We start from the raw sequence: 26,406 nt of genomic DNA, 5'->3' as shown, positions 1-26,406 counted from the left end.
CGCCAGCGCGAGCGCGGCATGCAGCGCGGCCGCGTGATCGGCCAGCCGCACGCGCGGCCGTGCGACGGTGTCGTGCAGTTGCGCGGGCACCGACCAGTAGCCGGCATCGGCAAGGAAGTTCAGGTCGTGGCCGGGCCGGTTCGCATACGGGCCGTCCTGCCCGTAGCCGGTGATCGAGCACAGCACGACGCGCGGGTTCGCGTGCGCCAGCACGTCGTAGCCGAGCCCGAGCCGCGCCATCACGCCGGGCCGGTTGCCTTCGACCACCGCATCGGCCTCGCGCACGAGATCGAGAAAGCGTGCGCGGCCGTCGGGCGTCTTCAGGTCGAGCACGATCGAGCGCTTGCCGCGGTTGAACTGCGCGAACGTGTCGGAGCCGAACTGCCGCAACGCGTCGCCGCCCGGCGGCTCGACCTTGATCACGTCGGCGCCGAGCTGGCGCAGCAATGCGCACGCATGCGGCCCGGGCAGCAGTTGGCCGGCATCGACGATCCGCACGCCGCGCAGACACGACCAGGCCGGTGCGTCGCCAGCGGCGGCGGGCCACGCGCCGCGTGCGTCGTCGGGCGCCGTCATGCGCCGCCTCCCGCGCCGGCCGGTTCGAGAATCGCCTTCGCGATCGTGTTGCGCTGGATCTCGCTGGTGCCCGTCAGGATCCGGAACATCCGCAGCTTGCGGAACGTCTGCTCGACCGGATGGCCGCGCGTGACGCCGACGTTGCCGTGGATCTGCACGGCCTTGTCCGCGACCTCGAAGCAGCGCTCCGATACATACAGCTTGCAGGCGGCTGCCGTCATCCGCAGGTCGGCGCCCGCATCGGCGAGCGCGGCCGTATGCGCGATCATGCTTTCGCATGCCCACAGCGCGGCGGCCATGTCGGCCAGCATGTGCTGGATCGCCTGGAATCGCGCGATCGGTCCGCCGAACTGCCGGCGCGTGCGCGCGTAATCGAGCGACGCGCGGTACGCCGACATCGCGAGGCCGAGCATCGTCGGGCAATGCAGCAGCCGGTTCACGTTGATGCGCGACATGCCGAGCCGGAAGCCGTTGCCGAGCCCGCCGAACACGTTCTCGCGCGGCACGCGCACGTCGACGAAACGGATGTCCGCGTCGATATGCTGGCCGGACATCGGCACGTATTCGTGCTCGACGCTCACGCCGGGCAAGTCGAGATCGACCAGCACGGCCGTAATCTGCGGCGGCGTCGCGGACGCATCGGTCACGCACATCACGATCGCGAAATCGGCGAACGGCGCGCCGCTGATGTAGTGCTTCGTGCCGTTGATCACAAGTGCATCGCCATCCTCGACCGCCGTGGTGCGGATGCTCATCGCATCCGAGCCCGAGTGCGGTTCGGTCAGCGCGAAGCACGTCGATTTCTCGCCACGCATCACCGGCTTGAAATAGCGATCGAGCTGCGCGGGCGTCGCGTACTTCAGCATGTTGCCGACGCGCGGCGGCCCGCCGAGTTCGCCGAGCACGTGCGGCGCAAGCGCCGCGCCGCTCGCGGCGAGGTCGGCCTTCAGCGCACACACCTCGGCGATCGACAGCCCCTGCCCGCCGATCTCGACGGGCAGGCTCGCGGTATAGAAGCCGAGCGCGGCCGAGCGTTGCCAGACGCGGCGCAGCACGTCGCGCGGCCACACGTCTTCCGAGTCGAGCCGCAGCTCGCGCTCGATCGGGCGCAGTTCGTCGTCGACGAAGCGCAGCACGGCCGCGCGCAGCGCGACGAATTCAGGGCGTTGCAGATGATCGAACATGACAGGCTCCTTCAGTTGACGCGGCGCGCGACACCGCGCCAGTACTGCTCGCGCACGAGCTTGCGGGCGATCTTGCCGTTCGCGTTCTTCGGCAGCTCGGCGACGAAATCGATGGAGCGCGGCAGCTTGTAGTCGGCGAGTTGCGCGCGGCAATGCGCGACCAGATCGTTCACCTGCGCGTCACGGCCGGCACGCAGCACGACCACGGCCTTCACGGCTTCGCCCCACTTGTCGTCGGGCACGCCGACCACGCAGGCCTCGAGCACGCTTTCGTGCCGGTAGAGCGCCGCTTCGACTTCGGTCGGATACACGTTGAAGCCGCCCGAAATGATCATGTCGTGCTTGCGGTCGACCAGATAGATGAAGCCGTCGCGATCGGTGCGCGCGAGGTCGCCCGTGTGCAGCCAGCCGTCGACCAGCACCTCGCGCGTCAGGTCCGGCGCATTCCAGTAGCCCTGGAACACGTCCGCGCCGCGAATCACGATCTCGCCGATCGCATCGCCTTCGACTTCGCGCCCGTCGGCATCGACCACCCGCACCTCGGTCTCGCCGAGCGGCCGGCCGCACGACGCGAGGCGTTCGCGGTCATGCAGCAGCGCGTGCGCGTGGTCGGCGATGCCGAGCCGCGTGACGCCGGACGTCGATTCGCTCGCGCCATAGCCTTGCGACAGCACGGGGCCGATGCGCGCCCACGCTTCCTCGATGCGCGCCGGCGCCATCGGCGCCGCGCCGTAGCCGAGCACCTTCAGGCTGCGCAGGTCGGCCTGCGCGAGCTCCGGTGCGTTCAGCAGCATGTTGACCATCGCCGGCACCATGAACGTGTGCGTGATGCGCTGGCGCGCAACGTCGGCGAGGAAATGCGCGGGCTCGAACGCGTCGAACAGCACGAGCGTCGCACCGCAGAACAGGTACGGCTGCATCAGCATCCCGGACGCGTGCGTGATCGGGCCGATCAGCGCGAGCCGGTCGCCGGGCTGCGCGGGGCGGTCCATTCCCAGCACGATCTTGCGCAGCGACGCGAGCCGGTTGCCGTAGCTCTGCATCGCGGCCTTGATGCGCCCCGTCGAGCCGGACGAGAAATGCAGCACGGCGAGATCGTCCGGCGCCGGCTGGTAGTCGGGCGGCGTATCGCTGCCCTTCGCGACCAGCGTGTCGTAGTCGAGATAGCCGGCCACCGCGCCGCCGATCGACACGAACCGCTCGACCGACGAAAAGCCCGGCGAATCGGGCGTGTAATCCGTGTAGCCGCGCCCGCCGATGAATGCGGCGGGTGCGCAGTTGCCGACGACGTCGGCGGCCTCGGCGGCCGTGAAGCGCGGATTCAGCGCGGCTTTCACGAGGCCGGCCTTGTACAGCGCGCATTCGATCTCGACGAGCTCGATGCAGTTGCGCGCCTGCACGGCGATGCGGGTGCCGGGCGCGAAGCCGAGGCCGCGCAGCGCATTCGCGAGCCGGGTCGAGCGCTCGTCGAGCTGACGGTAGGTGACGGCGCGGTCGCGGTGGATCACGGCGGGCTGGCTGCCCCAGTAGCGGGCCGCGCGCCGCAGGAAGTAGGCGAAGCTCAAAACGATTCTCCTGGTCGAACAGTGCCGCCAGTCTGTAAGATGCCCAGGCATCACCACAATGCATCACCGGATATAAAGTCATAACCGACAGGAATCCCCCGATGGACACGCGCGATCTGGAGTACCTGCTGGCCGTCGAGCGGCACGGCAGCATCGGCAAGGCTGCCGAGGCGCTGGGGCTGTCGCAGCCGGCGCTCACGAAAGCCGTGCAGCGGCTGGAGGCGCAAGTCGGCGTGACGCTGTTCGAGCGCACCGCGAACGGGATGACGCCGACGCCGGCCGGCGCACGCTTCGTCGCGCGCGCGCAGCGGATCGCGCTCGAGTTCGACGATGCGATGCAGGAGATGCGCGCGATCCGCGGCGGCGAACAGGGCGTAGTGCGGATCGGCTACTCGCCGACCGTGCCCAACGCGTTCGTGCTCGGTGCGTGCCGGCAGTTGATCCGCGAACGGCCGGCCGCGCGGCTGCGGCTGCGCTGCCGGCTCGCGCGCGAACTGCTCGACCTGCTCGCGGCCGGCGAGCTCGATCTCGTCATCGCGCCCGAGCCGCAGCAGCAGGATGCCGGCCTCGACACCATCGCGCTGTTCGACGACCGGCTGACCGTGCTCGCCGACGCCGCGCACCCGCTGCAGCGCAAGCGCGGGCTCACGCTCGCGGATCTCGCCGATCAGGAATGGCTGCTGCCGGAAGCGACGATTCCCGTGCGGCACCGGATCGACGACGCGTTCCGCGCACGCGGCTTGCCCGCGCCGCGCCTGCGCATCGAGACGGACTTCGGCAATACGTCGCTGCTGCAGCTGTTGCGCGGCACGCCGCTGCTGTGTGTCGGCGGCACGGATGCGCTCGACCAGGTGACCGGGCTGCGCGCGCTCGACCTGCGGGCCGGCGAGCTCGAACTCGACCGGCGGATCGGCGCCATGCACCGGGCCGGCGCGTACGTGCCGCCGCTGGCGCAGCGGATGATCGCGCTGCTGCGGGAAAGCGTGGGGTAGGCGCGGGGAAGCGGCGCGACCATCATTTGCGGGAGTGATGACCCTCCCCTTTTTCTGCGGATTTGACCGGGGGCACGGTGCCGACAACACTAGCCCGCAGTGCTGCACAGACGGCACGCGCCCGCCTCCCCTTCAGAGTCCGCCATGTACCCGACCGACACCGTGCAATCCCCGAGCGCCGCCCGGCCGCTCGCCGACCGGCAACTGCGCCGGATCGTCATCGCCTCCGTCGCCGGCAACGCGATGGAGTGGTACGACTTTTTCGTGTACGGCACGGCCGCGGCGCTCGTGTTCGGCCATGTGTTCTTTCCGCCTGGCGCGTCGCCATTGGCTGGCAGTCTCGCCGCGTTCGCGGCCTTCGCGCTCGGCTTCGTCGCGCGGCCGCTCGGCGGGATCGTGTTCGGCCACGTCGGCGATCGCTACGGACGCAAGGCGTCGCTCGTGTGGACGCTGCTGATCATGGGCGCATCGACCTTCGCAATCGGCCTGCTGCCAACTTATGCGCAGGTCGGCGTGTGGGCGCCGGCCGCACTCGTCGCGCTGCGCCTGCTGCAAGGCGTTGCGTCCGGCGGCGAATGGGGCGGCGGCGTACTGATGATCAGCGAGAACGCGCCGCCGGAACAACGCGGCTACTACGCTGCGTGGAGCCAGCTCGGCGTGGGCGGCGGCTTCGTGCTGTCGTCGGCCGCGTTTCTCGCCGCGCAGGCGCTGCCCGACGACGCGTTCCGCACGTGGGGCTGGCGGCTGCCGTTCCTCGCTAGCATCGTCATCTTCGCGATCGGCATCTATATCCGCCGCCATCTGCCGGAAAGCCGCGACTTCGAGCAGGCCGGCAAGCGCGGCGCGCACACCCACCTGCCGATCGTCGAATGCATCCGTCGCCATCCGAAGGAAATCCTGCTCGCGATGGGGCTGCGCGTGGCCGAGAACGGCGGCGCATACATCTTCCTCGCGTTCTCGCTCGTCTACGGCAAATACGTCGGCATCCCGAACGGCGTGATGCTGACCGGCGTGATGATCGCGATGATCGTCGAGATGGGCGCGATGCTCGCGTGGGGCCGGCTGTCCGACCGGATCGGCCGCAAGCCCGTGTACCTGATCGGCGCGCTGAGCCTCGTCGCGTGCGCGTTCCCGTTCTTCTGGCTGCTCGATACGCGCGTGACGCCGCTCGTGTGGCTCGCGCTCACGGTTGGCACGGCGGTGAGCCACGGCGCGATGATCGGCACGCTGCCCGCGCTCGTCGGCGAGCTGTTCAGCACCGAGGTGCGTTACTCGGGCGTCGCGCTCGGGCATGAGGTCGCGTCGATCTTCGCGGGCGGGATGTCGCCGCTGATCGCGACCGCGCTGCTCGCGCACTATCACGCGTCGTGGCCCGTTTCGCTGTTCCTCATTGCGCTCGGGCTCGTGACCGTCGCGACGCTGTGCGTGATGCGCGAGACGCGTGCCGCACCGGCCGCCGATACGCGCGGCGATACGGCATGAGCGTGTGGCCCGCGCCGGCCACCATGTCCGTGCACTTGCCTTTACCGTTGCCCTTGCCGCCGGGTGAGCAACACACCGGCTCACGGCGCCACATGCACACTTGCGCGGCACCGCGAACGCACGCGGCCGCGACGGCCGTGCCTTTGCCCTCGCTGACGGGTGCGCAACACGCCGGTTCACGGTGCCACATGCACACTTGTGCGGCACCGCGAACGCACGCGGCCGTGACGGCCGGGCTACGCGTCCCAGTCGCGCCGCCCGCCGTCGAACACCGGCGCCAATCCCAGGTGATCGAGCAATCGCGCAAACTCGCCGAGCCGCTGCCGCATGTACGCGGGCACGTCGACGTTTGCATAGTCGTGGAAGCCGGCACCCGTGCGTACGCCATCACGCCCGGTTTCCATGTTGCGCACGACGCTCGCGGCCGGCGCGAAACGCGGGCCGATCTCGCCGGCCAGGTACTTCGACGCGTAGTACAGGATGTCGCAGCCGCCCCAGTCGATGAATTCGAGCAGCCCGAGCACCGCGAAGCGCGGGCCGAAACCGGTGCGGATGGCCGTGTCGATATCCTCTGCGCTCGCGACGCCTTCCTCGACCATCCGCGCGGCCTCGTTCATCGCGAGCGCCTGGATGCGCGGGACGATGTAGCCGGGCGCCGGCCCGCAGATCACCGGCTTCTTGCCGACGCGTTCGAGCAGCGCGGCGAGCGCATCGACCACCGACTGGTCGGTTGCGTCGCTGCGGCTGATCTCGACGAGCGGCATCAGCAACGCCGGGTTCAGCCAGTGCGCGTTCAGCATCCGTTCGGGGCGCACGACATGGCGCTGCAATTCGGTGACGACGAACGTCGACGTGGTCGACGCAATCGTTGCGTGCGCATCGACATGCTCGCCGAGCCAGCGCAATGCGTCGGCCTTTGCGTCGAGCACCTCGGGAAGTGCCTCGAACACGATGTCTGCATCGCGCACCGCTTCCGCAGCACCGCCACGCGCAACGATCGCGATGCGTGCGACGACCGCATCCGCCTGCGCGGCATCGATGCGGCCGAGCGCAACCTGCGCGTGAAGCGGCCTGGCAATCTCGTCACGCGTACGATCGTCGAACGCGCTTTGGCCAGCCGCATCGCGCCGCTTGAAGTCGATCAGCGTCACGTCGATCCCGGCAAAGGCGAACACGAGTGCGATCCCCTGCCCCATGCGCCCCGCGCCAAGCACGTGCACGCGTGTCACTTCGGCGGCCGTGCTCATGCTGCACCTCCTGCGACACCCTGGTCGAGCAGCGCACGCATCGTGTCCTTCGACAGCGCCGCGATCCCGAGCCGCTCCAGCGTGCGGCCTTCCGCATACAGGTCGCGTACCGCAACCGCGCTCGCGATGCTCAGCAGCCCTTGCGCAACCGGCGTCGGCACACCGGCCCAGCGCCCGCACGACACGATGAACGACAGCCCGAGCCGGGTGTCTTCGAGCATGTAGCGATGGGACCGCAGATCGATCTTCTCGCGCCAGTCGCCGCTATCGGTCAGCTTGCCGTGCGCGCCGCGCCCGTACATCCATTCGTCGCCTTCCGCCGCGTAGTGATCCGCAAGCGGGAAATGCGGCGCACGGTAGCCGAGCGCTTCACGCACCGCGATGCGTTCGGCGTCGAGCGCGTTCGTCACGCGGCGGATCGACGGCTGCGTGCCTTCGTTGTGGATGTCCCATGCGTCGAAGTGTTCGAGCGGCCCGGCGTTCATCAGGATCAGCGGCGGATGGATCACGGGCCCCGCGTTCATCAGCGCGCCGGACAACGCATCCTCGACCGGCTCGACCGACGGATAGCCCGCACGCAGCACGTCGAACGCCCAGCCTGCCGCATTCGCCGGCAATACACCGGTCGGCAAGCGCGTCGCGTACGCGCTGATCACGACGTCGTTGTCGCCATGCTTGCGCACCAGGTACGGCAGCGTGCCCGTCTCGGCGAATGCGACGCGCGAACGGTTACCGGCGTCGGCCGCCGCCTGCGCGAACACGAAGCTGCCGAACGTGCCGGGCGGCAGGAACACGACCTGGCCGTCCTCCAGCAGCGGCGCAACCTGCGCGGCGAGCGCGTCGTGCGACGTGGCCGGCAGCGGCACCACGACGAGTTGCGCACCGCGCAGCGCGGCCGCGAGATCGCCGGTCAGGCGGATCGCACCGGGCGCATCGCCGAGCGGCACCGCGCGCTTGCCGCGATAGTCGGTCACGTTCAGCACGCCGAGCTCGCGCAACCGCGCATGCGGCTCGCGGTCGCGCCGCCACCACGTCACGTCGTGGCCCTTCTCGAGCAGGTCGATCGCCGCCGCATGGCAGCCGTGGCCGCCGCCCAGAACACATACCTTCATCGTCTTCTCCCGGTGATTGAGTGTCTCCGAGACTACGCGGCCGCCCCCGCCGCGTCGCTTCAAAACGCGCAACGGCACGCCCGTTCGCGCAACGCAATCGCGGCGATGCGCATGCCGCCGCGCCCCCGCATCCGCTACGAGGTCCGTCAATGGATATCGCCCTGTCCCGCCATGCGCCGAACCGGCTCGGCACGCTGCACGCCCCCGACGAAGTCGAACGTGCGGTCGCGCACCGTCTCGGGCCGCACCGGATGGCCGCGCGCGGCCGCGATCCGTTTCATGCGGAGCTGTACGAAGTGCCGCTGCATCACGGCGCGCTGCTCGAACTCTGCTATGGCCGCGAAACGCGCATCGATTTCGGCGACGACGCCGAACACTTCCTGTTCAGGCTGACGCTCGCCGGCGCATGCGAGCTGCAGGCCGGCAGCGTCGTCGCGCGCGCCAGCCCCGGCGAGCTGACCGTGTCGTCGCCCGCGCTCGCGAGCCGCCTGAGCACGAGCCCCGATTGCCGCAACCTCGTGCTGCGGCTCGAACGCGGCGCGCTCGAACGCAAGCTGCAGGACATGCTGCAGGCCACGCTCACGCAGCCGCTGCAGTTCGATCTCGCGGCCGGCGGCGCCGGTGCGGGTGCCGCGCTGCTGCTGCCGACTTTCGAATACCTGTGCCGGCTCGGCGCGCAACCGGGCATCAGCGCGGCCGCGACGACCTTCGGCGCCGACCTCACCGCGTGGCTGATGTCGCTGCTGCTCACGCACCTGCCGCATTCGTACAGCGATGCGCTCGCGCGCGGCACGCCGCCGCTACCGGTGCACGTGCGTCGTGCGTGCGATCACGTCGACGCGCACCTCGGCGAACCGCTCGCACTCGCCGCGCTGGCGGCGGTCGCGGGCGTCGCGCCGCGCACGTTGCAGCACGCGTTCCGCGCGTTCCTGCACACCACGCCGGCCGCCTACGTGCGCGATCGCCGGCTCGCCGCCGTGCACGCGACGCTGCAGCGCGGCGATGCGCGCAGCGTGACCGACGTGCTGATCGCACACGGCATCCATGGCTTCGGCCATTTCGCGAAGGCGTATGCGCGGCGTTACGGCCACGCGCCTTCCGTCACCGCGAGGCAACCCCGATGACGCACTCCGCAACCGGCCGCCCGGCGGCCCCGGCCCGCGTCGAATCCGCGCCGCACGACAACGATCCGTCCGAACTGCGCGTGCAGGATCTCGATCTCAACTTGCTGAAGACGTTTCGCGCGGTCTATGAGGAACGGCACGTCGGCCGTGCGGCGCTGCGGCTCGGCGTCACGCAGCCGTCCGTCAGCTATGCGCTCGGCCGGCTGCGGCTGATGTTCCGCGACGCGCTGTTCGTGCGCACCGGCACCGGCGTCGAGCCGACGCCGCGCGCGCAGCGGCTCGCGGTGTCGGTCGACAAGGCGCTCGCGATCCTGCAGGACGTGCTCGACGAAGGCTCGCGCTTCACGCCCGACAGCACGCAGCGCGTGTTCCGCCTGCACATGAGCGATTTCGCGGCGAGCGCGTTCCTGCCGACGCTGCTCGCCGCATTCGACCGCCGCGCACCGGGTGCCGTGATCGAAACGCTGCACGTCGACGAGTGCCAGCTCAACGTCGCGCTCGAATCAGGACGGATCGACTTCGCGCTCGGGCATTTCGCCGATGCGTCGAGCCACTTCCAGCGCGCCGCGCTGCTGCACGAGCGCTGCGTGCTGCTGATGCCGCGCCGAACCGCGCAGCGCGTCGGGCTACCCGACGATTACGTGCTCGATGGCGAGGCGCCCGACACACTGCGCTTCGTCGCGGTCACGTCGCATCCGCAATCGATGCAGCTGCTGGAGCGGCACGGGCTGATGCCGCGCGTGCGCGCGGCGCTCCCCGATTTCATGGTGGTGCCCGCGCTGCTGCAGGACGGCGACTACGCACTGATCCTGCCGGAGACGATCGCGATCACGTTCGCGGCGCGGCAGCCTTGCGCGCTGTACGAGATCGCCGGTGCCGGCGAATGGGCCGTCAACGCTTACTGGCACCGGCGCTTCGACGCCGACCCCGGCCATCGCTGGCTGCGCGCGCTGCTGCTCGAACTGTTCAACATCGGCGAGCTGGCGCCGTTCGACGCATGGCTCGCGCCGCAGCCGCCCGCCTGCGCATAGCGGCGCAAGCGGGTACCGGTACGCGCCCGGGCGCAGGCCGGCCGAAACGGTCAGAACGCCGTGAGCATGCCCACGACGATCGAGCTGGCGGTCGCACCGGGCTTGGCGACCGCGACGCCGCCACCCGCCGCGCCGTTGACGACGAAGCGCGCATGCGCGCCGTTGCGCACCATCGCGGCACCCGTGTACAGCACAGTACGCTTCGACAGCGGATAGTCGAAGCGGATGCCGTACGAATCGGCGTTGCCGTCGCTGTCCGCGACCTTGCGGTAGTGGCCCACGCTCAGCAACAGGGACGCACGCCCGATCGGCACCGTCGCGCTCAGCTCCATGATGTCGCTGTGCGGATACGCGCTCTGGCTGTCGATCGCGGTCGCGACGTCGGGGCCGCCGCGATGGCGCATGTACAGCGCGGCCACCTTCACCACGCTGAAATCGTACGAGATCGCGCCCAGCGTGTAGTTGCCGTTCGCGGCCGGGCTCGTGTCGCCGAGCGAGGACGCGGCCACCGGGCTGAACTTTTGCTGCATGTAGTCGACGTCGACCGACAGCCCGCCTTGCACGTAGTTGAGCCCCGCGCCGTAGGTATCGCCGAGCGTCGCCGGCTGTCCGGCCGCGCCGTTGGTGCCGCGCGCGGCCATCGCACGCAGCATGAAGCCCGCGTAGCGCGGCGACGTGTAGCGCATCGAGTTGCGCACGCGCAGGAACGCGGGCCCGACGAAGTTGTTCGTGGCATTGCCCCACGCAAGCCCCGCGCCGAGGCCCGGCAGGCTGTACGTGACGAGCGTCGTGTGCAGGATCGTGTACAGCTCGCCGAACTGCACGCCGCCGAACGGCCCCGTGATGCCGACCCACGCTTCGCGGCCGAACAGCGCGCTGCTGTTCGACAGCGCGCCGCTTGCCGCGTTGAAGCCATCCTCCAGCTTGAAGATCGTCGCGTAGCCGCCGCCGAGATCCTCGACGCCCTTCAGCCCCCACTGCGACGCGAACAGGTTGCCGCTGCCCATGCGCGTCACGTGGTTCGGCCCGGCGTTCGCGTATTCGATCGCGGTGTCGACGCGGCCGTAGAGCGTCACGCTCGATTGCGCGAATGCGGGCAGCGCCGCGCAGGCAAGCAGCGCGGCAAGCGGTACGGCAAGCCGGTCGGCCCGCCCGTTCGGTTGGTTCATCGTCGTCGTCCCGTAGAGTTTCCGGCGCAGTTCGGCGTCGCGCCGCGTGGTGTGATGCGCGTTCGCCGCGAAGGGCCAACGCTGCCGATCAAAAACGGGCCGAGTCTAGGAACGACAATTTCGGACGTCGACGCAATGCGCTCTATAACGCTTATAGATGCGCCACATGATGGGCGCGCGCCCCGCCGCACGCGCGCTGCGCGGCGGCCGGCGCGCGAGACCCTGGTGTTTTCTTTATCCGGGTCGGTAAATGCCCGTGTGGTGCGGCTGTCACTCCGGCTATGGCGGCCGAATTTGGCCGACTACGCTGCGTCTCCGACACGTGCCCCCGCACGCTTTCGCGCCGCGACGGCGCCCGGCCCGCCAAGGCCGCTGCCGCGCTTTTCCACCGCCCGCTCCTGGAGAATCCGCATGTCCGCATCCACGGCCCGCGCTGCCGACGGCAAGCGCTATACGTACGAATGGTATGTCGTCGTCATCTGCATGCTCGCGTACGTCTTTTCGTTCGTCGACCGCCAGGTCCTCGTGTTGATGATCGAGCCGATCAAGCGCGATCTGCACCTGTCCGACACACAGTTCAGCCTGCTGAACGGCTTCGCGTTCTCGCTGTTCTATGCGGTGATGGGGCTGCCCGTCGCCTATCTCGCCGACCGTTACGCGCGCCCGCGGATCATCGCGCTCGGCATCGCGCTGTGGAGCGTCGCGACTGCTGCATGCGGGCTCAGCCAGCATTTCGTGCAGATGTTCATCGCGCGGATGGGCGTCGGTGTAGGCGAGGCCGCGCTGTCGCCCGGCGCGTATTCGATGCTCGCCGACTACTTCCCGAAGGAGAAGCTCGGGCGCGCAATCGCCGTGTATTCGCTCGGCTCGTTCATCGGCGGCGGCGTCGCGTTCCTGATCGGCGGCTACGTGATCGCGCTGCTCAAGCATGCGAGCGCGTTCACGCTGCCGGTGGTCGGGCAGGTGCATGCGTGGCAGGTCACGTTCCTGATCGTCGGGCTGCCGGGGATCTTCGTCGCGCTGCTGTTCGCCGCGACCGTGCGCGACCCGCAGCGCAAGGGGCTCGCGCAGGATCGCTCGGGCGCCGTGCGGCGTGTGTCGATGCGCGATTCGCTGCGCTTCGTCGGCACGCATCGCGCGACTTTCTCGTGTCACTACCTCGGCTTTTCGTTCTACGCGATGACGCTGTACTGCCTGCTGAGCTGGACGCCCGCGTTCTATATCCGCCACTTCGGGATGACGGCCGTCGAAGCCGGTTACACGCTCGGCATCGTGCTGCTGGTGGCGAACACGGCCGGCGTGTTCTGCGGCGGCTGGCTCAACGACTGGCTGCTGCGGCGCGGCCGCGAAGACGCGCCGATGCGCGCCGGCGCGATCGGCGCCGCGTGCATGGTGATCCCCGCGACGCTGTTCACGCAGCTCGACTCGCTGCCCGCGTCGCTCGCGACGCTCGTCGTCGCGATGTTCTTCGCGTCGTTCCCGATGCCGACGTCGACCGCCGCGATGCAGACGCTCGCGCCGAACCAGATGCGCGCACAGATCTCCGCACTGTTCCTGCTCGTGTCGAACCTGATCGCACTCGGGATCGGCACGACCGTCGTCGCGCTGTTCACCGATCGCGTGTTCGGCGCGCCGGCGGCGGTCGGTCATTCGATGTCGATCGTCAACGTCGCGGCCGCCACGCTCGCCGCGCTGCTGCTCGCCGCCGGGTGCCGGCACTATCGCCGCAGCCTCGATCGCGAACGCGGCCATGCGTCGGCAGCCGCGCCGCATGCGGCCGAGGCCGGCAACGCGATCGCCGCGCGCTGAACACCGGGCGCAATCGGTCATGAGCGGTCACGATCGGTCGCCCGACCATCATCCATCCCGCTGATTCAGGCATCGCTTTTTAATCGATTTGATTTATGCGATGCCCATCCCTATTCTCGATCGCATGACGGCGCGGTGTCTGCCGCGCCGCGTTTCCCCTACCCCACGGATTTCCCCATGCAAGCGAACCGCCACCAAGTCCGGATCGACGCGCTGATCGACGCGGCGCAGGACATCCGCTGTTTCCGGGTGTCGCGCGTCGACGGCCAGCCGTTCGACGCATACGAACCGGGCGCCCATATCGACGTCACCGCGCCGTCCGGCATCACGCGGCAATACTCGCTGTGCGGCAACCCCGACGAACGCGGCAGCTACCTGTTCGCGGTGAAGAAGGAGGCGCAGTCGCGCGGCGGCTCGCGTTCGCTGCACGACGACGTGCAAGTCGGCGCCGAGCTGTCGATCGGCGCACCGCGCAACCTGTTTCGTCTGACGGATGACGCGAGCGAGCACGTGCTGATCGCGGCCGGCATCGGCATCACGCCGCTGCTGTCGATGGCGTATGCGCTGCACCAGCGCGGCGCAAGCTACCGGTTGCACTACTTCGCCCGCAGCCGCGAGCATGCGGCCTTCGTCGCCGAACTGTCGGCCGAGCCGTTCGCGTCGCACGTGACGTTCCATTACGGCATCGAGCCCGCTGCGCTCGCGGCCGAGCTGGGCCGCTGCGTCGAATCGGTCGACGCGCGCGCACACGTCTATACGTGCGGCCCGGGGCCGTTCATGGATGCGGTCGTCGCGGCAGCCGCGACGCGCTTGCCTGAAGATTCGATCCATCTCGAACGCTTCGCGGCGGAACCGGCCGCCGCCGATGCGGGCGCCGGCCCGGCCGCCGACGGCTTCGAAGTGCGCCTGCAGCGCAGCGGGCAGTCGGTGCGCGTCACGCCCGACACGTCGATCGTCGACGCACTCGCCCGCATCGGCATCGAGGTCGACACGTCATGCGGCGAAGGCGTGTGCGGCACCTGCATGGTGCCCGTCATCGACGGCGAGCCCGATCATCGCGACCACTGTCTCAGCAAGGCCGAGCGCGCGAGCAACACGGTGATCTGCTGCTGCGTGTCGCGTGCGCGCTCGGCGGTGCTCGTTCTGGATCTCTGATCACCGACGCGCGCGGCACGAGCGACACCGGTTCAGGACGTCTCGCCCCGGCGAATGGCTCGACAAACTCGGCGGGCAACGCGCACATCCGCGCGTTGCCCCCGCCCCACGAATCACGCATCGTCGAACCGCTCGACGAGCTCAGTCAGCAGCGTGCGCATCCACGCGTTGCCCTCGTCCCCACGAATCACGCGTCGTCGAACCGCTCGACGAGTTCGGCCAGCAGCGTGCGCATCCGCGCGTCGCCCTCGTCCCAGCGAATCACACTTCGTCGAAACGCTCGACGAGCTCGACCAGCAACGCGCCCATCCGTGCGTTGCCCTCGCCCCACGAATCACGCGTCGTCGAACCGCTCGACGAGCTCAGTCAGCAGCGTGCGCATCCACGCGTTGCCTTCGTCTTCATGGAAATGCTCGTGCCAGTGCATCGTCACCGGCGCGGGCGGCAGCGTGACCGGGAGGTCGTAAAGCCGGAACGCGTTGTCGCGGTTCAGGATCTGCGCGAGCCGCTTCGGCAGCGTCGCATAGAGATCCGTGACCGACAGCACGCTCGGCAGCGCGACGAAGTGCGGCACTTCGAGCGCGATGTTGCGGCCCACGCCTTGCGCGCGCAACGCATCGTCAAGCGCGTGGTGACTGTGCTCGACCGATTTCACGTTGACGTGCGCGGCGCGCACGAACTGGTCGAGGCTCAGCGCGGTGCCGCTCGGCACCCCGCGCCGGCGGCCTGTCATGCACACGTAGGTTTCCTCGAACAGCACCTGGTGGCGCGTGCGCGGCATCAGTTCCGGCAGGTTGCCGATCGCGAAATCCAGCCGGCTCGCGCGCAGCGCTTCCTCGATCTCCTCGACCGGGAGCGGCTGCACGCTCAGCGTCACGCGCGGCGCGCGCTCGCGCAGCGCCTGGCAGATCGCCGGCAGATACGCCATCTCGCCCGCATCCGACAACGACAGCCGGAACGTGCGCGTGCTGGTGGCCGGATCGAAGCGCTCCGCGTAGCGCAGCGCCACGCGCACCATGTCGAGCGCCTTGCCGACGATCCCCGCGAGTTCGAGCGCGACCGGCGTCGGCTGCATGCCCGAGCGTGTGCGCACGAACAGCGGATCGTCGAACAGCGTGCGCAACCGGCCCAGCGAATAGCTGACGGCCGGCTGCGACAGCGCGAGCCGCTCGCCGGCCTTCGTCAGGCTGCGCTCCTCGACGATCGCCTGGAATACGCGCAACAGGTTCAGATCGAGATGATCGACCGATGTCATCCTAGCCTCCATCATTTGCCGTATTTATTGACTGGCCAATTTTAGATCAATTTGACGGATATGTAGTGGGAGACGAGACTGGGTACTCGAAACCGCGCGCTGCGCGGCCCGATTTCGCGACTCTTTCCCCACGACAACGATGAGCGACATTTCCTACCAGACGATCGACACCAGCGCGTTGCATGGTTTCGCGCAACCCGACCGCATCGCGCCCGCGATGTATCACGATCCCGCGCTGTTCGAAGCCGAGCTCGACCGCATCTTCTACCGCACCTGGATCTGGGTCGCGCACGAGAGCGAGCTGCCGAACCCGGGCGACTTCATCACGACGACGATCGGCCGCCAGCCGGTGATCGTCGTGCGCGACAAGACCGGCGAAATCAACGTGCTGCAGAACCGCTGCCGCCACCGCGGCGCGACCGTGTGCGAATCGCACAAGGGCAACGCGAAGGGCTTCACGTGCCCGTATCACAGCTGGTCGTACGCACTCGACGGCACGCTGCGCGCGCTGCCGTACGGCGACGGCTACGAAGGCGTATGCGAGAAAGGCGACCTGCCGCTCGTGAAGCTGCGCGTCGGCGTGTACCAGGGACTGATCTTCGCGAGCTTCAACGACGCGATCGAACCGCTCGAGGATTTCCTCGGCGGCGCGAAGCCGTGGATCGACCTGTTCATGAAACAGGGCGCCGGCTACCCGATCAAGGCGAACGGCGAGCACAAGTTCAAGTTCAAGGGCAACTGGAAGATCCAGCTCGAGAACACGACCGACCTCTATCACTTCCCGGTCGTGCACAAGTCGTGGATGAAGTCGATCGACGACGAGACGGCCGCCGCGATCACGAGCTTCATGACGAGCGAGGACGCGTTCTGCCGCGGGCTCGGCAACGGCCACAGCCTCGCGGTGCTGATGCCCGAGCTGATCGACCTCGACGAGGACGACGGCGCACCGCTGGCCGAGCGCTTCGCGCCGCTCGCGGCGAAGCTCGCCGAGCGCCACTCGCCGGAAGAAGTGCGCCGCATCGTGCGCTCGCTGATGGGCGTCGGCTTCAACCTGAACCTGTTCCCGAACCTCGCGCTGTCGATGGCGTTCTTCCGCGTGCTGCGGCCGATCTCGGCGAACGAAACCGAGATCCGCCACGTCGCGCTCGCGATGGACGGCGGCCCCGACGAAGCGAACCGCGAGCGGCTGCGCATCCACGAGCACTTCCAGGGCCCGTTCGGTTTCGGCAGCCCCGACGACGCGGAAGCATGGGAGCGCGTACAACGCGGCGCGCATGCGGGCCCCGACGTGCCGATCCTCGTGAATCGCGGGCTGAACCGCGAGACGACCGCCGCGAACGGCGAAAAGACCGCACATGCGACCGACGAGACCGGCATGCGCGAGGCCTACCAGCAATGGCGCAAGATGATGGAGCAACAATAATGGACGACCGCAACGCCCTCTTTTCCGAGCAGACCTTCGCCCGCGCGGTCGAATTCGTGTGGCGCGAAGCCGAGATGCTCGACCGCCGCGACTATCGCGCGTGGCTCGACCTGTGGGATCCGGCCGGCCACTATGTGGTGCCGATCGATCCCGACACGACCGATTTCGCCGCCACGCTGAACTATGTGTTCGACGACCAGGACATGCGCGAGAAACGCGTGCAGCGGATGGTATCCGGCTATTCGGCATCGGCGACCGACGCGGCGCGCACGGTGCGCACCGTGTCGCGCTTCACGCTGGAAAGCGGCAGCGCCGACACCGTCGAGCTGAAGTCGGCGCAGGTCGTCGTCGCGTACAAGCGCGGCGTCGCGACGCTGTTCGCGGCCGATGTCACGCACAAGCTGCACGTCGACGCCGAAGGCGAGATGCGGATCGCCGAGAAGGTCGTGCGCCTGATCGACTCGACCGAAGCGCTCAGCGCGATCGGCTTCCTGCTGTAAGCGGCCACCGGTTCTCCGTCGCCAGCGCAACGGTGAGCCGGTCACCTTCACCCGTGAGCGGCCGCCGGTTCGCCCATCGCCAACGCAACGGTGAGCCGGCCACCTTCACCTGTAAGCGGCCACCGGTTCGCCATCGCCAACGCAACGGTGAGCCGGCCACCTTCACCTGTAAGCGGCCACCGATTCGCCATCGCCAGCGCAACGGTGAGCCGGCCACCTTCACCTTTCCGGACGACCATGCCCACACTCGAAGTTTTCCTGCCCGCCGGCCATGACAACGCCCGCAAGGCCGAACTGATCGCACGGCTGACCGGTGCGACCGTCGATTCGATCGGTGCACCGATCGAATCGGTGCGCGTGCTGCTGACCGAATTGCCCGCAACACACATCGGCCTCGGCGGCCGCAGCGCCGCGGACGGCGCGCCGCCGTCGCTGCCCGTGATCGTCGCGATCCTGATCGCCGGCCGCACCGATGAACAGAAGCGCGCGCTGATCGCCGCGCTGTCGGAGACGAGCGCCAGCGTGCTCGACGCGCCGCTGCAAGCCACCCGCGTGATGATCAAGGACATCCCGAACACCGATTTCGGCATCGGCGGGCAAACCGCACGGGCGCTCGGGCGCTGATCATGCGCTGCGCGCGTGCCTGCCCGCTCTTGCACAACGGCCGCCGGGCGGCCGCGGCATCAAGCGTTCGCCCGCGACTATGCGTTCGCCTGAGCCTTCGTCCCGGCGAGCGGCAGCGTCACGCGGCAGTCGAGCCCGCCGCCATCGGCCGGGCTTGCACCAATCCGGCCACCGTGGCGCGTGACGATGCTCTTGCACAGCGACAGCCCGATTCCGTTGCCGCCGGCCTTCGACGACGAGAAGCCGTCGAACAGCCGGTCGTGCGCGCCCACCGCGATACCGGGGCCGTTGTCGATCGCGCGCAGCTCCGCATGCCCGGCCACATTCGCGGTGCCGAGCGTCAGCGTGCGCGGCACACGTTCGCAACCGGCGAACGCCTCGATCGCGTTGAACGCGAGATTCAGGATCACCTGCCCGATCAGCACGCGCTCGCAGCGGATCGGCAGCGGCACATCGGCCTGCACGATCGTGACCGTCACGCCGGCCTCCTTCGCGCGCAGCTCGATGAAATACGCGACGTCCGCGAGGATGTCGCGCAGGTCGGCGAGCGCAACGACCGGCTCGCGCTTCACGATGAATTCGCGCACGCTCTTGATGATCAGCGCCGCATGCTCGGCCTGCCGGTCCGCGCTGCGCAGCCCCCAGATCGCGTCGTCGATGGCGCCGCGCGCGTTCAGCCGCTGCACCGCGCCTTCGATGAAATTGCGCACGGCCGCGAGCGGCTGGCTCAGCTCGTGCGCGATCACGCTCGCCATCTCGCCCATCGCGTTGTAACGGCCCGCGTGTTCGAGCATGCGTGCTTCGGCACGGCGGGCGTCCTCGATCGCGACTTCGTCGCTCACGTCGCGGAACTGCACGAGCAGCCCGTCGAGATCGTCCTCGATCTCGACCTGCCGGCACAGGATGCGCAGCCAGCACGGCGAGCCGTCGCGCCGCACGATCCGGTAGCGCTGCGGCGCGGACGGATACGCGGACGGCGCATCGCGCAATTGCGCGACGAGCCTGTCGCGATCGGCCTCGGAGCAGTAGTCGAGCACCTCGCCGAGCGCTTCGTCGGGCGCGAGCCCGAGCACGCGGCGGCCCGACTCGCTGATGAACTGCACGCCGCCGTGCGGCGTGACGACCGCGATGCCTTCGTCGAGATCCTGCATGAATTCGCGCAGCCGCGCCTCGTAGCGGCGCAACTGCTGGCGCACCGCTTCTTCCGCGCTGATGTCGCGGAACTGCACCATCACGACGTCGCGCCCGCGCAGCGGCACGTAGGTGGCGGTTGCCTCGGACAGCATGTCGACGCCCGTGCGCGACCGGTAGCACCACTCGTACACCTGCGGCCCGTCGACGAGCGCACGGTCCCATGCGCTCACGGCAATCTCGCGCTGGTATTTCGGTTCGGGGCGCGTCATGTCCGGCGCCTTCAGTGGCAGCAGTTCCTCGACGGAAAAACCGAGCGCGATGCACGCGGCGCGGTTCGCCCACACGATCGCCTTGGTGTGCGCGTCGTGCAGCAGCACGCAGGTCGTCAGCGCGTCGAGCAGCCGGTGGAAATCGTCTTCGTCGGGGAAACTCATGATCGGCTTCGGATGAGGCCGCGCGGCATCGCGCGACCGGAAACCCAACATAGCACCGGCGCGCGCCGCCCGCATCTGAAGATTTCTTTAGTGCGGCACGGAACGTCACCAGTCGCACGGCCTTTCGTCCCAATTGCTGCGTGTTTTCGGCGTTTCTAGACTGGTTGCAATGTCATGCGATGCGCATGCGACCCAAGCAATCGAACCCCATTCGCCCCCCAGGAGACAGCCATGCCCCACGCCGCCCTCGCCCTCGACACCGCACCGAGTGCTCCCCACGCGGCCAGCGAACCGGCCGCCCGGCTGTCGCCGCTCGACGCCGTGATCGAGACCGTCGCCGCGCGCCGCGAAGAATTCGACCGCCTGTCGCACGTGCCGCGCGACGTGATCGCGCTGTTCAAGCAGGCCGGCATCTATCGCGCGGGCACGCCGCGCCGTTTCGGCGGCGATGCGCTCGCGCCGACCGCGTTCCTCGACATGATCGAACGGATCGCGACCGCCGACGGCTCGGCCGCGTGGGTCGCGAGCTTCGGCTCCGCGAACGTGTATCTGGCCGCGCTGCCGCTCGAAACCCAGGCCGAGTTGTACGCGAGCGGCCCCGACCAGGTGTTCGCGGGCGGCCTGTTTCCGGTGCAGCCGGCCCAGCCCGCGCCGGGCGGCTGGCGCGTGAACGGCACGTGGAAATTCGCGAGCGGCTGCAAAGGGGCCGACTGGCTCGGCGTCGGCATCGCCGTGCCGGGCGCGCAGGACGCCGCGCCGAACAAGCCGCGCACGGCCGTGTTCCGCGCCGACCAGGTCGAGATCGTCGAGAACTGGAACGTGGTCGGCATGCAGGGCACCGGCAGCCACGACCTGCGCGTCGACGATCGCTTCGTGCCCGAAGCATGGACCTTCGTGCGCGGCGGCGAGCCGACCGTCGACGAGCCGCTGTACCGCTATCCGACCGTCGCGTATGCGGCGCAGGTGCTGGCCGTCGTGAACCTCGGCCTCGCACGCGCGGCGCTCGACGTCGTGAACCGGATGTCGGGCGGCCGGCAGACGACGACCGGCGCACCGCGTCTCGCCGATCGCGCGTACTACCGCATCGAACTCGCGAAGGCCGAGGCGCAGCTGCGCTCGGCACGCGCGTTCTTCTACGACGCAACCGACGGCGTGTGGCAATCGATCCTCGCCGGCAACCCGGTGACGCCCGACCAGGTCAGCCTGCTGCGGCTCGCGGCCACGCAGATCGCACGCGAAGGCGCGAGCGTCGTCGAACGCGCCTATCGGCTCGGCGGCACGGCGGCGATCTATCGCACGCACCCGTTGCAGCGGCTGCTGCGCGATGCGATGGTCGTCACGCAGCACGCATTTCTCGGCGAAGGCAACTTCGACGGCGCCGGCGCGGTGTTCACCGGCGTCACGCCGTTTCCCGGCTATCTGTAACCTGCGCCTGACCGACGCTGTTTTTCCGAACGTGCATGACGCCGATGCCGAAGCGCTCTCGCCGGCCGGCTCGTGCACTCAACCGATTCTTCTGGAGAACCCACGATGTCCGATTCGAATCCGCTGCCGCTGCGCGTCCTGTTCTGCTGTGGCGTGTCGCAAAACTTCTTCGACCTGCCGCGCGAGAAGATCGGCGAAGTGTGGCAGGCGTACGGCGCGATGCTGGCTGCCGTCGAAGCGATGCCCGGCGTGCGCGTGCTCGGCGTGATGGATGACGACCGCCTCGTGGTCGGCCAGGCCGACGGCGCGCCGTGGACCTTCTACATCATGGCCGACGTCGCCGACTTCGACACGACGGTCGCCGTGTGCAACCTGTATCGCACGACGCCGGTCGGCGAATACAACCTGTGGCGCTACGGCAAGATCGAAGCGCGGGTCGGCCGTGCGCTGACGGTGCCGCCGGCGGCAAAGCCCGCGGCGTGAGGCGCGCGATGACCGACCTGTCTCCCGGCCTGATCGACGCGCTCGCGCAGCGCCTGGCGGCGCTCGACGTCGAACGCGCGGTGCGCGCGACGATCACGCGCTACATGGCGCTGTGCGACGTGCCCGAGGATGCCGGCGACGGCCCGTCGCTCGCCGGGCTGTTCACCCCCGATGCCGTGTGGGAAGGCATCGGCCCGCAGTATGCGCACAAGTTCGGCCGTCTCGAAGGCACGGCCGCGATCGTCGCGATGCTGGGCCGCTACCTGCCGCCCGATCCGCACTTCTCGGCGAACCTGCACTTCCTGACGTCGGAGTCGATCGAGATCGGCGCCGGCAACGCGAGCGCGCGGGGCCGCTGGATCATGCTGCAGGCGTCGCGCTACGCGGACGGCTCGGCCGAACTGATCGGCGCACGGCTGACCGTCGATTTCGCGCCGGCTGGCGACGGTTCGACCTGGCTGATCCATCATTTCCGTACCGAACGCGTGCTCGACGGCCCCTGGCCGCTCGCCGCCGCACCACGGTCCTGACGCTTTTCAACGCTTGCCCACGATACCGACCATGACAGGCTTCATCGACACCTTCACGCTCGGCGGCCCCGGCCCCACGATCGCGATCAAGGACACGATCGACATCGCAGGCTATCCGACCCGCGCGGCGAGCCGGGCGCTCGCCGATGCACCGCCGGCCACTCGGCACGCGGACGTGGTCCGCCTGCTGCTCGACGCGGGCTGGCAGATCGCCGGCAAGGCGAACATGCACGAGCTCGCGTTCGGCATGACCGGCATCAACGACTACACGGGCACGCCCGTCAATCCGCAGGACGCGACGCGCATTCCGGGCGGCTCGTCGAGCGGTTCCGCGTCGCTCGTCGGGCTCGGCACGGTCGATGCGGCGCTCGGCACCGATACCGGTGGCTCGATCCGCGGGCCGGCCGCCTGCTGCGGCGTGGCCGGGCTGAAACCGACGTTCGGCCGTGTGTCGCGGCGCGGCGTCGCGCCCGTCGAGACGACGCTCGATTGCGTCGGGCCGTTTGCACGTGATATCCGCACGCTGATTGCGGTAATGACCGCGATCGCACCAGGCTTCGATCGTGTGCAAGCCGCGGCCTCTGCCGCAGGCTGCACGGTCGCGCACCTCACGGTCGATGCCGATCCGGCAATCGCTGCCGCACTCGACGCGGCCGTGCGTGCGTCGGGCCTGCGTTCGCACGCGGTCGTGCTCGACGAAATGCCTGCGTCATTCGCGGCGGGGCTCACCGTGATCAATGCGGAAACGTCACGTGCGTGCGGCCATCTGGTCGCGACCGGCAAACTTGGCGCCGATCTCGATGCGCGATTGCGTGCGGCCGCAACGACCACGCCTGCGGCATTGAAAGAAGCCGAAGCCGTGCGCTCACGCTTCACCGCACAAGTCGATGCCGCGCTTGAACACGCGGACGTGCTCGTATTGCCAACGCTGCCCGCGCTGCCGATCACGCTGCAGCAGGCACGCGACGGCGTATCGGTGATCGCGATGTCGTCGCTGATCCGGCCGTTCAACCTGAGCGGCCATCCGGCGCTCAGCCTGCCGCTGCCGCTGGCCGGTTCGCCGCTGAAGGCCGGCCTGCAGATCGTCGGGCGCAAGGGCGCGGACGAGCAGGTCTGCGCGATCGCGGCACACTTCGAAGCGGCACTTGCCGCATGAACCACGATGCGGGCGCGGCTGTATCCAGCACGCGCTCGCGAACCAGGGAATCACGCACCATGTCAGACCGAGTCGTCCTCGTCACCGGCGCCGCGCGCGGGCTCGGCGCCGTCATCGCCGAACGTTTTCATGCGGCCGGCTACCGCGTCGCGCTGGCCGATATCGCGGCCGACGCCATCCAGGCGCATGCACGCGAACTCGACCCGAGCGGCGAACGCGCGATCGCGCTGCCGCTCGACGTCACGTCCAAGCGCGATTTCGAAGCCGCGCGCGATGCGCTCGTCGCGCGCTGGGGCACGATCGACGTGCTCGTGAACAACGCGGGCGCATCGAAGGTCGTGCCCGCGATGGAGATCACGGCCGAGCAGTTCGACCAGGTGATCGACGTGAACCTGCGCAGCGTGCTGTTCGGCTGCCAGGTGTTCGGCCAGTACTTCGCGACGCGCGGCGCGGGCCGTATCGTCAACATCGCGTCGCTCGCCGGGCAGAACGGCGGCTCGGCGACGGGCGCGCATTACGCTGCCGCAAAGGGCGGCACGCTGACGCTGACCAAGGTATTTGCGCGCGATCTCGCCGCGCAGGGCGTGACCGTCAACGCGATCTCGCCGGGCCCGCTCGACCTGCCGATCGTGTATGAAAGCGTCGCGCCGGAGAAACTGCGCCAGGTGCTCGCGAGCCTGCCGGGCGGCAAGCTCGGGTCGGCCGGCTTCGTCGCGGATGCCGCCGTGCTGCTCGCGTCCGGCGACGCGCATTTCGCGAACGGCGCGTGCTGGGACATCAACGGCGGGTTGTACATGCGCTGAACACGACGGCCTCGTCACGTCTCCTGCGACGCTCGGGGCCGGTTCACGCCAACGGCCGCCTATGCGCCGGCCCCGAGCACGGATTTCTCCGGACAGGGGAACCTGCCCTATCGCGACGCTTCGCCGTCGTCGCCCCACACGACCATCACGTCGCGCACGAGCGCGGCGATCGACGTCGCGCCGAGCTTCTCCTTGATGCTCGCGCGATGCACGTCGACGGTCTTCACGCTGATCGACAGATCCGACGCGATCTGCTTGCTGCCCTTGCCGTCCACCACGCCGCGCAGCACCTCCTTCTCGCGTGCAGTCAGCGCATCGAGCCGCTGGCGCAGCTCGCGGTGACGCTGGCTCACCGCATGCCGCTGCTGCGCGAGGCGCAGCGCGCGTTGCACGCGCTCGAGCATCTGCTGCGAGTTGTACGGCTTCTCGACGAAATCGATCGCGCCGTTCTGCAGCGCGCGCACGGACATCGGGATATCGCCGTGCCCGCTGACGAAGATCACCGGCAGCGTCGCGCCACGCGCGTTCAGTTCCGCCTGCACGTCGAAGCCGCTCTTCTCCGGCATCCGCACGTCGAGCACCAGGCACGCGGGCAGGTTCACGTCGAAGCGCGCGAGAAAATCGGTCGCGTTCGCGAATCCTTCGGACGCGATGCCGACCGATTCAAGCAGCCACGCGAGCGACGTCCGCATGCCGTTGTCGTCGTCGACGATGTATACGATCGGTGCGGGTGACGTCATCGCGGGTGTCTCACTGAATATCGGTATGGGTATCGCACGCACCGCATTCGGGGCCGGGTGCCGGCTCGTCGCGCGCGTCGTTCGCTGGGGGTGTGCGGCACATCATAACGAGCCGAAAACCCGCTGAAAACCCCTTCACGGGCCACACGAACGCGCAATCCCGATTTTTTTCGCGCGGTGCGCCGCGCATCTAGGTAGAACCTTTAGACGCGTTGGCGAGAACGCCATCTCCATCGTCAATCGTGCGAATGGTCGCCGGCATTTTCGCGACGTACGCTTGGGTCATCGTCGGCGATCCGGCACTGCACCGGCAGCGCCACGCGATCGCCGCTTTCGTCCAATCAGGAGCGCCCATGTCTTCCACGACCGATATCCAGCGACCGGCACGCGTCGAGCCGACCGACGCGCAGAAGGCCTTCCGGCAAGCGATGGCCCACCTCGGCGCGGCTGTCAACGTGATCACCACCGCCGGGCCGCATGGCCGCTGCGGAATCACCGCGAGCGCCGTGTGCTCCGTCACCGACACGCCGCCGACGCTGCTCGTGTGCCTCAACCGGTCGAGCGCGATGCGTGCGACTTTCGAACGCAACCGCCACGTTTGCATCAACGTGCTGCCGGCCGAACACGAACAACTCGCGCGGCATTTCGCGGGGCTCACCGACCTGCCGATGGAGCGCCGTTTCGACCTGCCCGTGTGGGATCGCGGCGAGCAGGACGTGCCCGTGCTGCGCGACGCGCTCGCGAGCCTGCAGGGCACGATCGCCGACATGAAGGAAGTCGGCTCGCATTCGGTGATGTTCATCGAGGCAACGTCGATCCGCGTGCGCGACGACGGCGACAGCCTGATCTACTTCAGCCGCGCGTTTCATCGCGTGTCGCGCACGGCGTGCGTGCGATGAAAGGCGCGTATCGCGCGTGATTACGCGGCGGCCCGCAATGCGCGCTGCCCGGCCGCGAGCACCGCACCCGCGAACAGCGTCAGCGCCGAATACACGAGCCCGCGCGCGAGCCCCGCGCTGTCCGACACCCAGCCGATCGCAACCGGCCCGGCGATCTGCCCGAATGCGAAGACCGTCGTGAATGCGCTGATTCCTTTTGCCCAGCCGTCGGGCGGCAGGTTGTGACGCACGAAGGCCGTCGTCGATGCGACGGCCGACAGGAACGTCGCGCCGAACAGCACGCCCGACGCAAATGCGGCCACCGGATGCACGAACATCGCCGGCATCAGCGTCGCGATGCCGAGCAACGCGTTGAGCACGGCGAGCGCCTGGCCGCCGCGCATCCGGTCGAGCAGCCCCGACCACAGCCGCGCCGACACGACGGTCGCGACACCAAGCATCACGTAGAACGCGGCGACCACCGTACCGCTCATCCCCGCGCCGCGCAGCAGCGCGACGATGAACGTCATGTAGCCGATATAGCCGACGCCGAACAGGCCGTAGCCGGCCAGCGC

At 68.9% G+C, this 26,406-nt stretch carries 25 protein-coding genes; 15 read left to right on the top strand and 10 right to left on the bottom strand.

Going from position 1 to position 26,406, the window contains the following annotated elements; translation table 11 throughout:
• From G3O00_RS23265 to G3O00_RS23255, 3 genes are all read right to left on the bottom strand, one after another.
• The coding region (locus G3O00_RS23265) for a CoA transferase (protein ID WP_206144454.1) at window positions 1-576 on the bottom strand (576 nt) is incomplete at its 3' end.
• Window positions 573-1,760 (bottom strand): acyl-CoA dehydrogenase family protein, encoded by a 1,188-nt coding sequence (locus G3O00_RS23260; RefSeq protein ID WP_174934442.1) that lies wholly within the window; start codon window positions 1,758-1,760, stop codon window positions 573-575. The genes G3O00_RS23260 and G3O00_RS23265, both read right to left, overlap by 4 nt.
• 11 nt (window positions 1,761-1,771) lie before the next feature.
• Window positions 1,772-3,325 carry an AMP-binding protein gene (locus G3O00_RS23255; protein WP_206144453.1) on the bottom strand — a complete coding sequence of 518 codons (1,554 nt, stop codon included), beginning with the start codon at window positions 3,323-3,325 and terminating at the stop codon, window positions 1,772-1,774.
• A 101-nt stretch (window positions 3,326-3,426) separates the two neighbouring features.
• Between G3O00_RS23255 and G3O00_RS23250 the strand changes: the two genes are divergently transcribed.
• A complete protein-coding gene (locus tag G3O00_RS23250) occupies window positions 3,427-4,317 on the top strand; it encodes a LysR family transcriptional regulator (RefSeq protein WP_011356079.1) in 891 nt (296 codons plus the stop codon).
• 144 nt (window positions 4,318-4,461) lie between these two features.
• Entirely contained in the window at window positions 4,462-5,799 is a 1,338-nt protein-coding gene (locus tag G3O00_RS23245; RefSeq protein ID WP_174934440.1) for an MFS transporter, read from the top strand.
• Window positions 5,800-6,035: 236 nt separating this feature from the next.
• Here the strand turns inward: G3O00_RS23245 and G3O00_RS23240 are convergent, their stop codons facing one another.
• Window positions 6,036-7,046 carry a 3-hydroxybutyryl-CoA dehydrogenase gene (locus tag G3O00_RS23240; RefSeq protein WP_206144452.1) on the bottom strand — a complete coding sequence of 337 codons (1,011 nt, stop codon included), beginning with the start codon at window positions 7,044-7,046 and terminating at the stop codon, window positions 6,036-6,038.
• Window positions 7,043-8,158, bottom strand: a complete 1,116-nt coding sequence (locus G3O00_RS23235; protein WP_206144451.1) for an NAD/NADP-dependent octopine/nopaline dehydrogenase family protein — start codon at window positions 8,156-8,158, stop codon at window positions 7,043-7,045. The genes G3O00_RS23240 and G3O00_RS23235 overlap by 4 nt, the downstream gene beginning before the upstream one ends.
• A 149-nt stretch (window positions 8,159-8,307) precedes the next feature.
• Here G3O00_RS23235 and G3O00_RS23230 point away from each other — a divergent pair, with 149 nt between their 5' ends.
• Together G3O00_RS23230 and G3O00_RS23225 are read left to right on the top strand one after the other, a co-directional pair.
• Window positions 8,308-9,282, top strand: coding sequence for an AraC family transcriptional regulator (locus G3O00_RS23230; RefSeq protein ID WP_206144450.1), 975 nt, complete (start codon window positions 8,308-8,310; stop codon window positions 9,280-9,282).
• On the top strand, window positions 9,279-10,313 hold the full coding sequence (locus G3O00_RS23225) for a LysR family transcriptional regulator (RefSeq protein WP_206144449.1): 1,035 nt from the start codon (window positions 9,279-9,281) through the stop codon (window positions 10,311-10,313). Before G3O00_RS23230 ends, G3O00_RS23225 begins: the two co-directional genes overlap by 4 nt.
• A gap of 50 nt (window positions 10,314-10,363) precedes the next feature.
• Here G3O00_RS23225 and G3O00_RS23220 read toward each other — a convergent pair whose 3' ends face one another.
• Complete coding sequence (locus G3O00_RS23220) at window positions 10,364-11,482, bottom strand: porin (protein ID WP_206144448.1); 1,119 nt, start codon at window positions 11,480-11,482, stop codon at window positions 10,364-10,366.
• Window positions 11,483-11,893: 411 nt separating this feature from the next.
• Between G3O00_RS23220 and G3O00_RS23215 the strand changes: the two genes are divergently transcribed.
• Window positions 11,894-13,291, top strand: coding sequence for an MFS transporter (locus G3O00_RS23215; RefSeq protein WP_206144447.1), 1,398 nt, complete (start codon window positions 11,894-11,896; stop codon window positions 13,289-13,291).
• 177 nt (window positions 13,292-13,468) lie between these two features.
• Window positions 13,469-14,446, top strand: coding sequence for a PDR/VanB family oxidoreductase (locus tag G3O00_RS23210; protein ID WP_206144446.1), 978 nt, complete (start codon window positions 13,469-13,471; stop codon window positions 14,444-14,446).
• Between the two features lie 334 nt (window positions 14,447-14,780).
• Here G3O00_RS23210 and G3O00_RS23205 read toward each other — a convergent pair whose 3' ends face one another.
• On the bottom strand, window positions 14,781-15,701 hold the full coding sequence (locus G3O00_RS23205; protein ID WP_011356088.1) for a LysR family transcriptional regulator: 921 nt from the start codon (window positions 15,699-15,701) through the stop codon (window positions 14,781-14,783).
• Window positions 15,702-15,840: 139 nt separating this feature from the next.
• Between G3O00_RS23205 and G3O00_RS23200 the strand changes: the two genes are divergently transcribed.
• The 3 genes from G3O00_RS23200 (at window position 15,841) to G3O00_RS23190 (ending at window position 18,248) form a co-directional block, all read left to right on the top strand.
• Complete coding sequence (locus G3O00_RS23200; protein ID WP_174934424.1) at window positions 15,841-17,124, top strand: aromatic ring-hydroxylating dioxygenase subunit alpha; 1,284 nt, start codon at window positions 15,841-15,843, stop codon at window positions 17,122-17,124.
• A complete protein-coding gene (locus tag G3O00_RS23195) occupies window positions 17,121-17,624 on the top strand; it encodes an aromatic-ring-hydroxylating dioxygenase subunit beta (protein ID WP_041493642.1) in 504 nt (167 codons plus the stop codon). The genes G3O00_RS23200 and G3O00_RS23195 overlap by 4 nt, the downstream gene beginning before the upstream one ends.
• Window positions 17,625-17,861: 237 nt before the next feature.
• Window positions 17,862-18,248 carry a tautomerase family protein gene (locus tag G3O00_RS23190; protein ID WP_206144445.1) on the top strand — a complete coding sequence of 129 codons (387 nt, stop codon included), beginning with the start codon at window positions 17,862-17,864 and terminating at the stop codon, window positions 18,246-18,248.
• 77 nt (window positions 18,249-18,325) lie between these two features.
• Here the strand turns inward: G3O00_RS23190 and G3O00_RS23185 are convergent, their stop codons facing one another.
• A complete protein-coding gene (locus G3O00_RS23185; protein ID WP_206144444.1) occupies window positions 18,326-19,891 on the bottom strand; it encodes an ATP-binding protein in 1,566 nt (521 codons plus the stop codon).
• 156 nt (window positions 19,892-20,047) lie between these two features.
• Between G3O00_RS23185 and G3O00_RS23180 the strand changes: the two genes are divergently transcribed.
• The 5 genes from G3O00_RS23180 (at window position 20,048) to G3O00_RS23160 (ending at window position 24,213) form a co-directional block, all read left to right on the top strand.
• A complete protein-coding gene (locus tag G3O00_RS23180) occupies window positions 20,048-21,241 on the top strand; it encodes an acyl-CoA dehydrogenase family protein (RefSeq protein ID WP_011356093.1) in 1,194 nt (397 codons plus the stop codon).
• A gap of 105 nt (window positions 21,242-21,346) precedes the next feature.
• Window positions 21,347-21,724, top strand: a complete 378-nt coding sequence (locus G3O00_RS23175; protein WP_011356094.1) for a hypothetical protein — start codon at window positions 21,347-21,349, stop codon at window positions 21,722-21,724.
• An 8-nt stretch (window positions 21,725-21,732) separates the two neighbouring features.
• A complete protein-coding gene (locus tag G3O00_RS23170) occupies window positions 21,733-22,254 on the top strand; it encodes a nuclear transport factor 2 family protein (protein WP_206144443.1) in 522 nt (173 codons plus the stop codon).
• A gap of 31 nt (window positions 22,255-22,285) precedes the next feature.
• Entirely contained in the window at window positions 22,286-23,410 is a 1,125-nt protein-coding gene (locus G3O00_RS23165; protein ID WP_206144442.1) for an amidase, read from the top strand.
• A gap of 59 nt (window positions 23,411-23,469) precedes the next feature.
• Window positions 23,470-24,213: an SDR family oxidoreductase gene (locus G3O00_RS23160; protein WP_011356097.1), complete on the top strand. Its 744-nt coding sequence runs from the start codon at window positions 23,470-23,472 to the stop codon at window positions 24,211-24,213.
• 107 nt (window positions 24,214-24,320) lie between these two features.
• Here the strand turns inward: G3O00_RS23160 and G3O00_RS23155 are convergent, their stop codons facing one another.
• The gene (locus tag G3O00_RS23155) at window positions 24,321-24,953 is read right to left on the bottom strand and encodes a response regulator (protein WP_011356098.1); all 633 of its coding nucleotides are present in this window, start codon (window positions 24,951-24,953) and stop codon (window positions 24,321-24,323) included.
• Window positions 24,954-25,306: 353 nt separating this feature from the next.
• On the opposite strand from G3O00_RS23155, the gene hpaC reads away from it, so the two are divergent.
• Window positions 25,307-25,852 (top strand): 4-hydroxyphenylacetate 3-monooxygenase, reductase component, encoded by a 546-nt coding sequence (hpaC, locus tag G3O00_RS23150; RefSeq protein WP_039354714.1) that lies wholly within the window; start codon window positions 25,307-25,309, stop codon window positions 25,850-25,852.
• Window positions 25,853-25,872: 20 nt separating this feature from the next.
• Here hpaC and G3O00_RS23145 read toward each other — a convergent pair.
• Window positions 25,873-26,406: YbfB/YjiJ family MFS transporter (locus G3O00_RS23145; RefSeq protein ID WP_206144441.1), on the bottom strand; the 534-nt coding region annotated here is incomplete at its 5' end.

Source organism: Burkholderia sp. Ac-20384, assembly GCF_017104605.1.
Lineage (GTDB): Bacteria > Pseudomonadota > Gammaproteobacteria > Burkholderiales > Burkholderiaceae > Burkholderia > Burkholderia lata.
This window is presented reverse-complemented; position numbering and strand designations above follow the sequence as displayed.

Excerpts from the sequence above, each read along its gene's own strand:
- G3O00_RS23205 (WP_011356088.1), bottom strand. The coding sequence starts at position 15,701 with ATGACATCGGTCGATCATCTCGATCTGAACCTGTTGCGCGTATTCCAG.
- G3O00_RS23165 (WP_206144442.1), top strand. The coding sequence starts at position 22,286 with ATGACAGGCTTCATCGACACCTTCACGCTCGGCGGCCCCGGCCCCACG.
- G3O00_RS23160 (WP_011356097.1), top strand. The coding sequence starts at position 23,470 with ATGTCAGACCGAGTCGTCCTCGTCACCGGCGCCGCGCGCGGGCTCGGC.
- G3O00_RS23220 (WP_206144448.1), bottom strand. The coding sequence starts at position 11,482 with ATGAACCAACCGAACGGGCGGGCCGACCGGCTTGCCGTACCGCTTGCC.
- hpaC (WP_039354714.1), top strand. The coding sequence starts at position 25,307 with ATGTCTTCCACGACCGATATCCAGCGACCGGCACGCGTCGAGCCGACC.
- G3O00_RS23245 (WP_174934440.1), top strand. The coding sequence starts at position 4,462 with ATGTACCCGACCGACACCGTGCAATCCCCGAGCGCCGCCCGGCCGCTC.
- G3O00_RS23240 (WP_206144452.1), bottom strand. The coding sequence starts at position 7,046 with ATGAGCACGGCCGCCGAAGTGACACGCGTGCACGTGCTTGGCGCGGGG.
- G3O00_RS23200 (WP_174934424.1), top strand. The coding sequence starts at position 15,841 with ATGAGCGACATTTCCTACCAGACGATCGACACCAGCGCGTTGCATGGT.
- G3O00_RS23175 (WP_011356094.1), top strand. The coding sequence starts at position 21,347 with ATGTCCGATTCGAATCCGCTGCCGCTGCGCGTCCTGTTCTGCTGTGGC.
- G3O00_RS23225 (WP_206144449.1), top strand. The coding sequence starts at position 9,279 with ATGACGCACTCCGCAACCGGCCGCCCGGCGGCCCCGGCCCGCGTCGAA.
- G3O00_RS23260 (WP_174934442.1), bottom strand. The coding sequence starts at position 1,760 with ATGTTCGATCATCTGCAACGCCCTGAATTCGTCGCGCTGCGCGCGGCC.
- G3O00_RS23235 (WP_206144451.1), bottom strand. The coding sequence starts at position 8,158 with ATGAAGGTATGTGTTCTGGGCGGCGGCCACGGCTGCCATGCGGCGGCG.
- G3O00_RS23210 (WP_206144446.1), top strand. The coding sequence starts at position 13,469 with ATGCAAGCGAACCGCCACCAAGTCCGGATCGACGCGCTGATCGACGCG.
- G3O00_RS23230 (WP_206144450.1), top strand. The coding sequence starts at position 8,308 with ATGGATATCGCCCTGTCCCGCCATGCGCCGAACCGGCTCGGCACGCTG.
- G3O00_RS23180 (WP_011356093.1), top strand. The coding sequence starts at position 20,048 with ATGCCCCACGCCGCCCTCGCCCTCGACACCGCACCGAGTGCTCCCCAC.
- G3O00_RS23215 (WP_206144447.1), top strand. The coding sequence starts at position 11,894 with ATGTCCGCATCCACGGCCCGCGCTGCCGACGGCAAGCGCTATACGTAC.
- G3O00_RS23190 (WP_206144445.1), top strand. The coding sequence starts at position 17,862 with ATGCCCACACTCGAAGTTTTCCTGCCCGCCGGCCATGACAACGCCCGC.
- G3O00_RS23155 (WP_011356098.1), bottom strand. The coding sequence starts at position 24,953 with ATGACGTCACCCGCACCGATCGTATACATCGTCGACGACGACAACGGC.
- G3O00_RS23250 (WP_011356079.1), top strand. The coding sequence starts at position 3,427 with ATGGACACGCGCGATCTGGAGTACCTGCTGGCCGTCGAGCGGCACGGC.
- G3O00_RS23170 (WP_206144443.1), top strand. The coding sequence starts at position 21,733 with ATGACCGACCTGTCTCCCGGCCTGATCGACGCGCTCGCGCAGCGCCTG.
- G3O00_RS23185 (WP_206144444.1), bottom strand. The coding sequence starts at position 19,891 with ATGCGGGCGGCGCGCGCCGGTGCTATGTTGGGTTTCCGGTCGCGCGAT.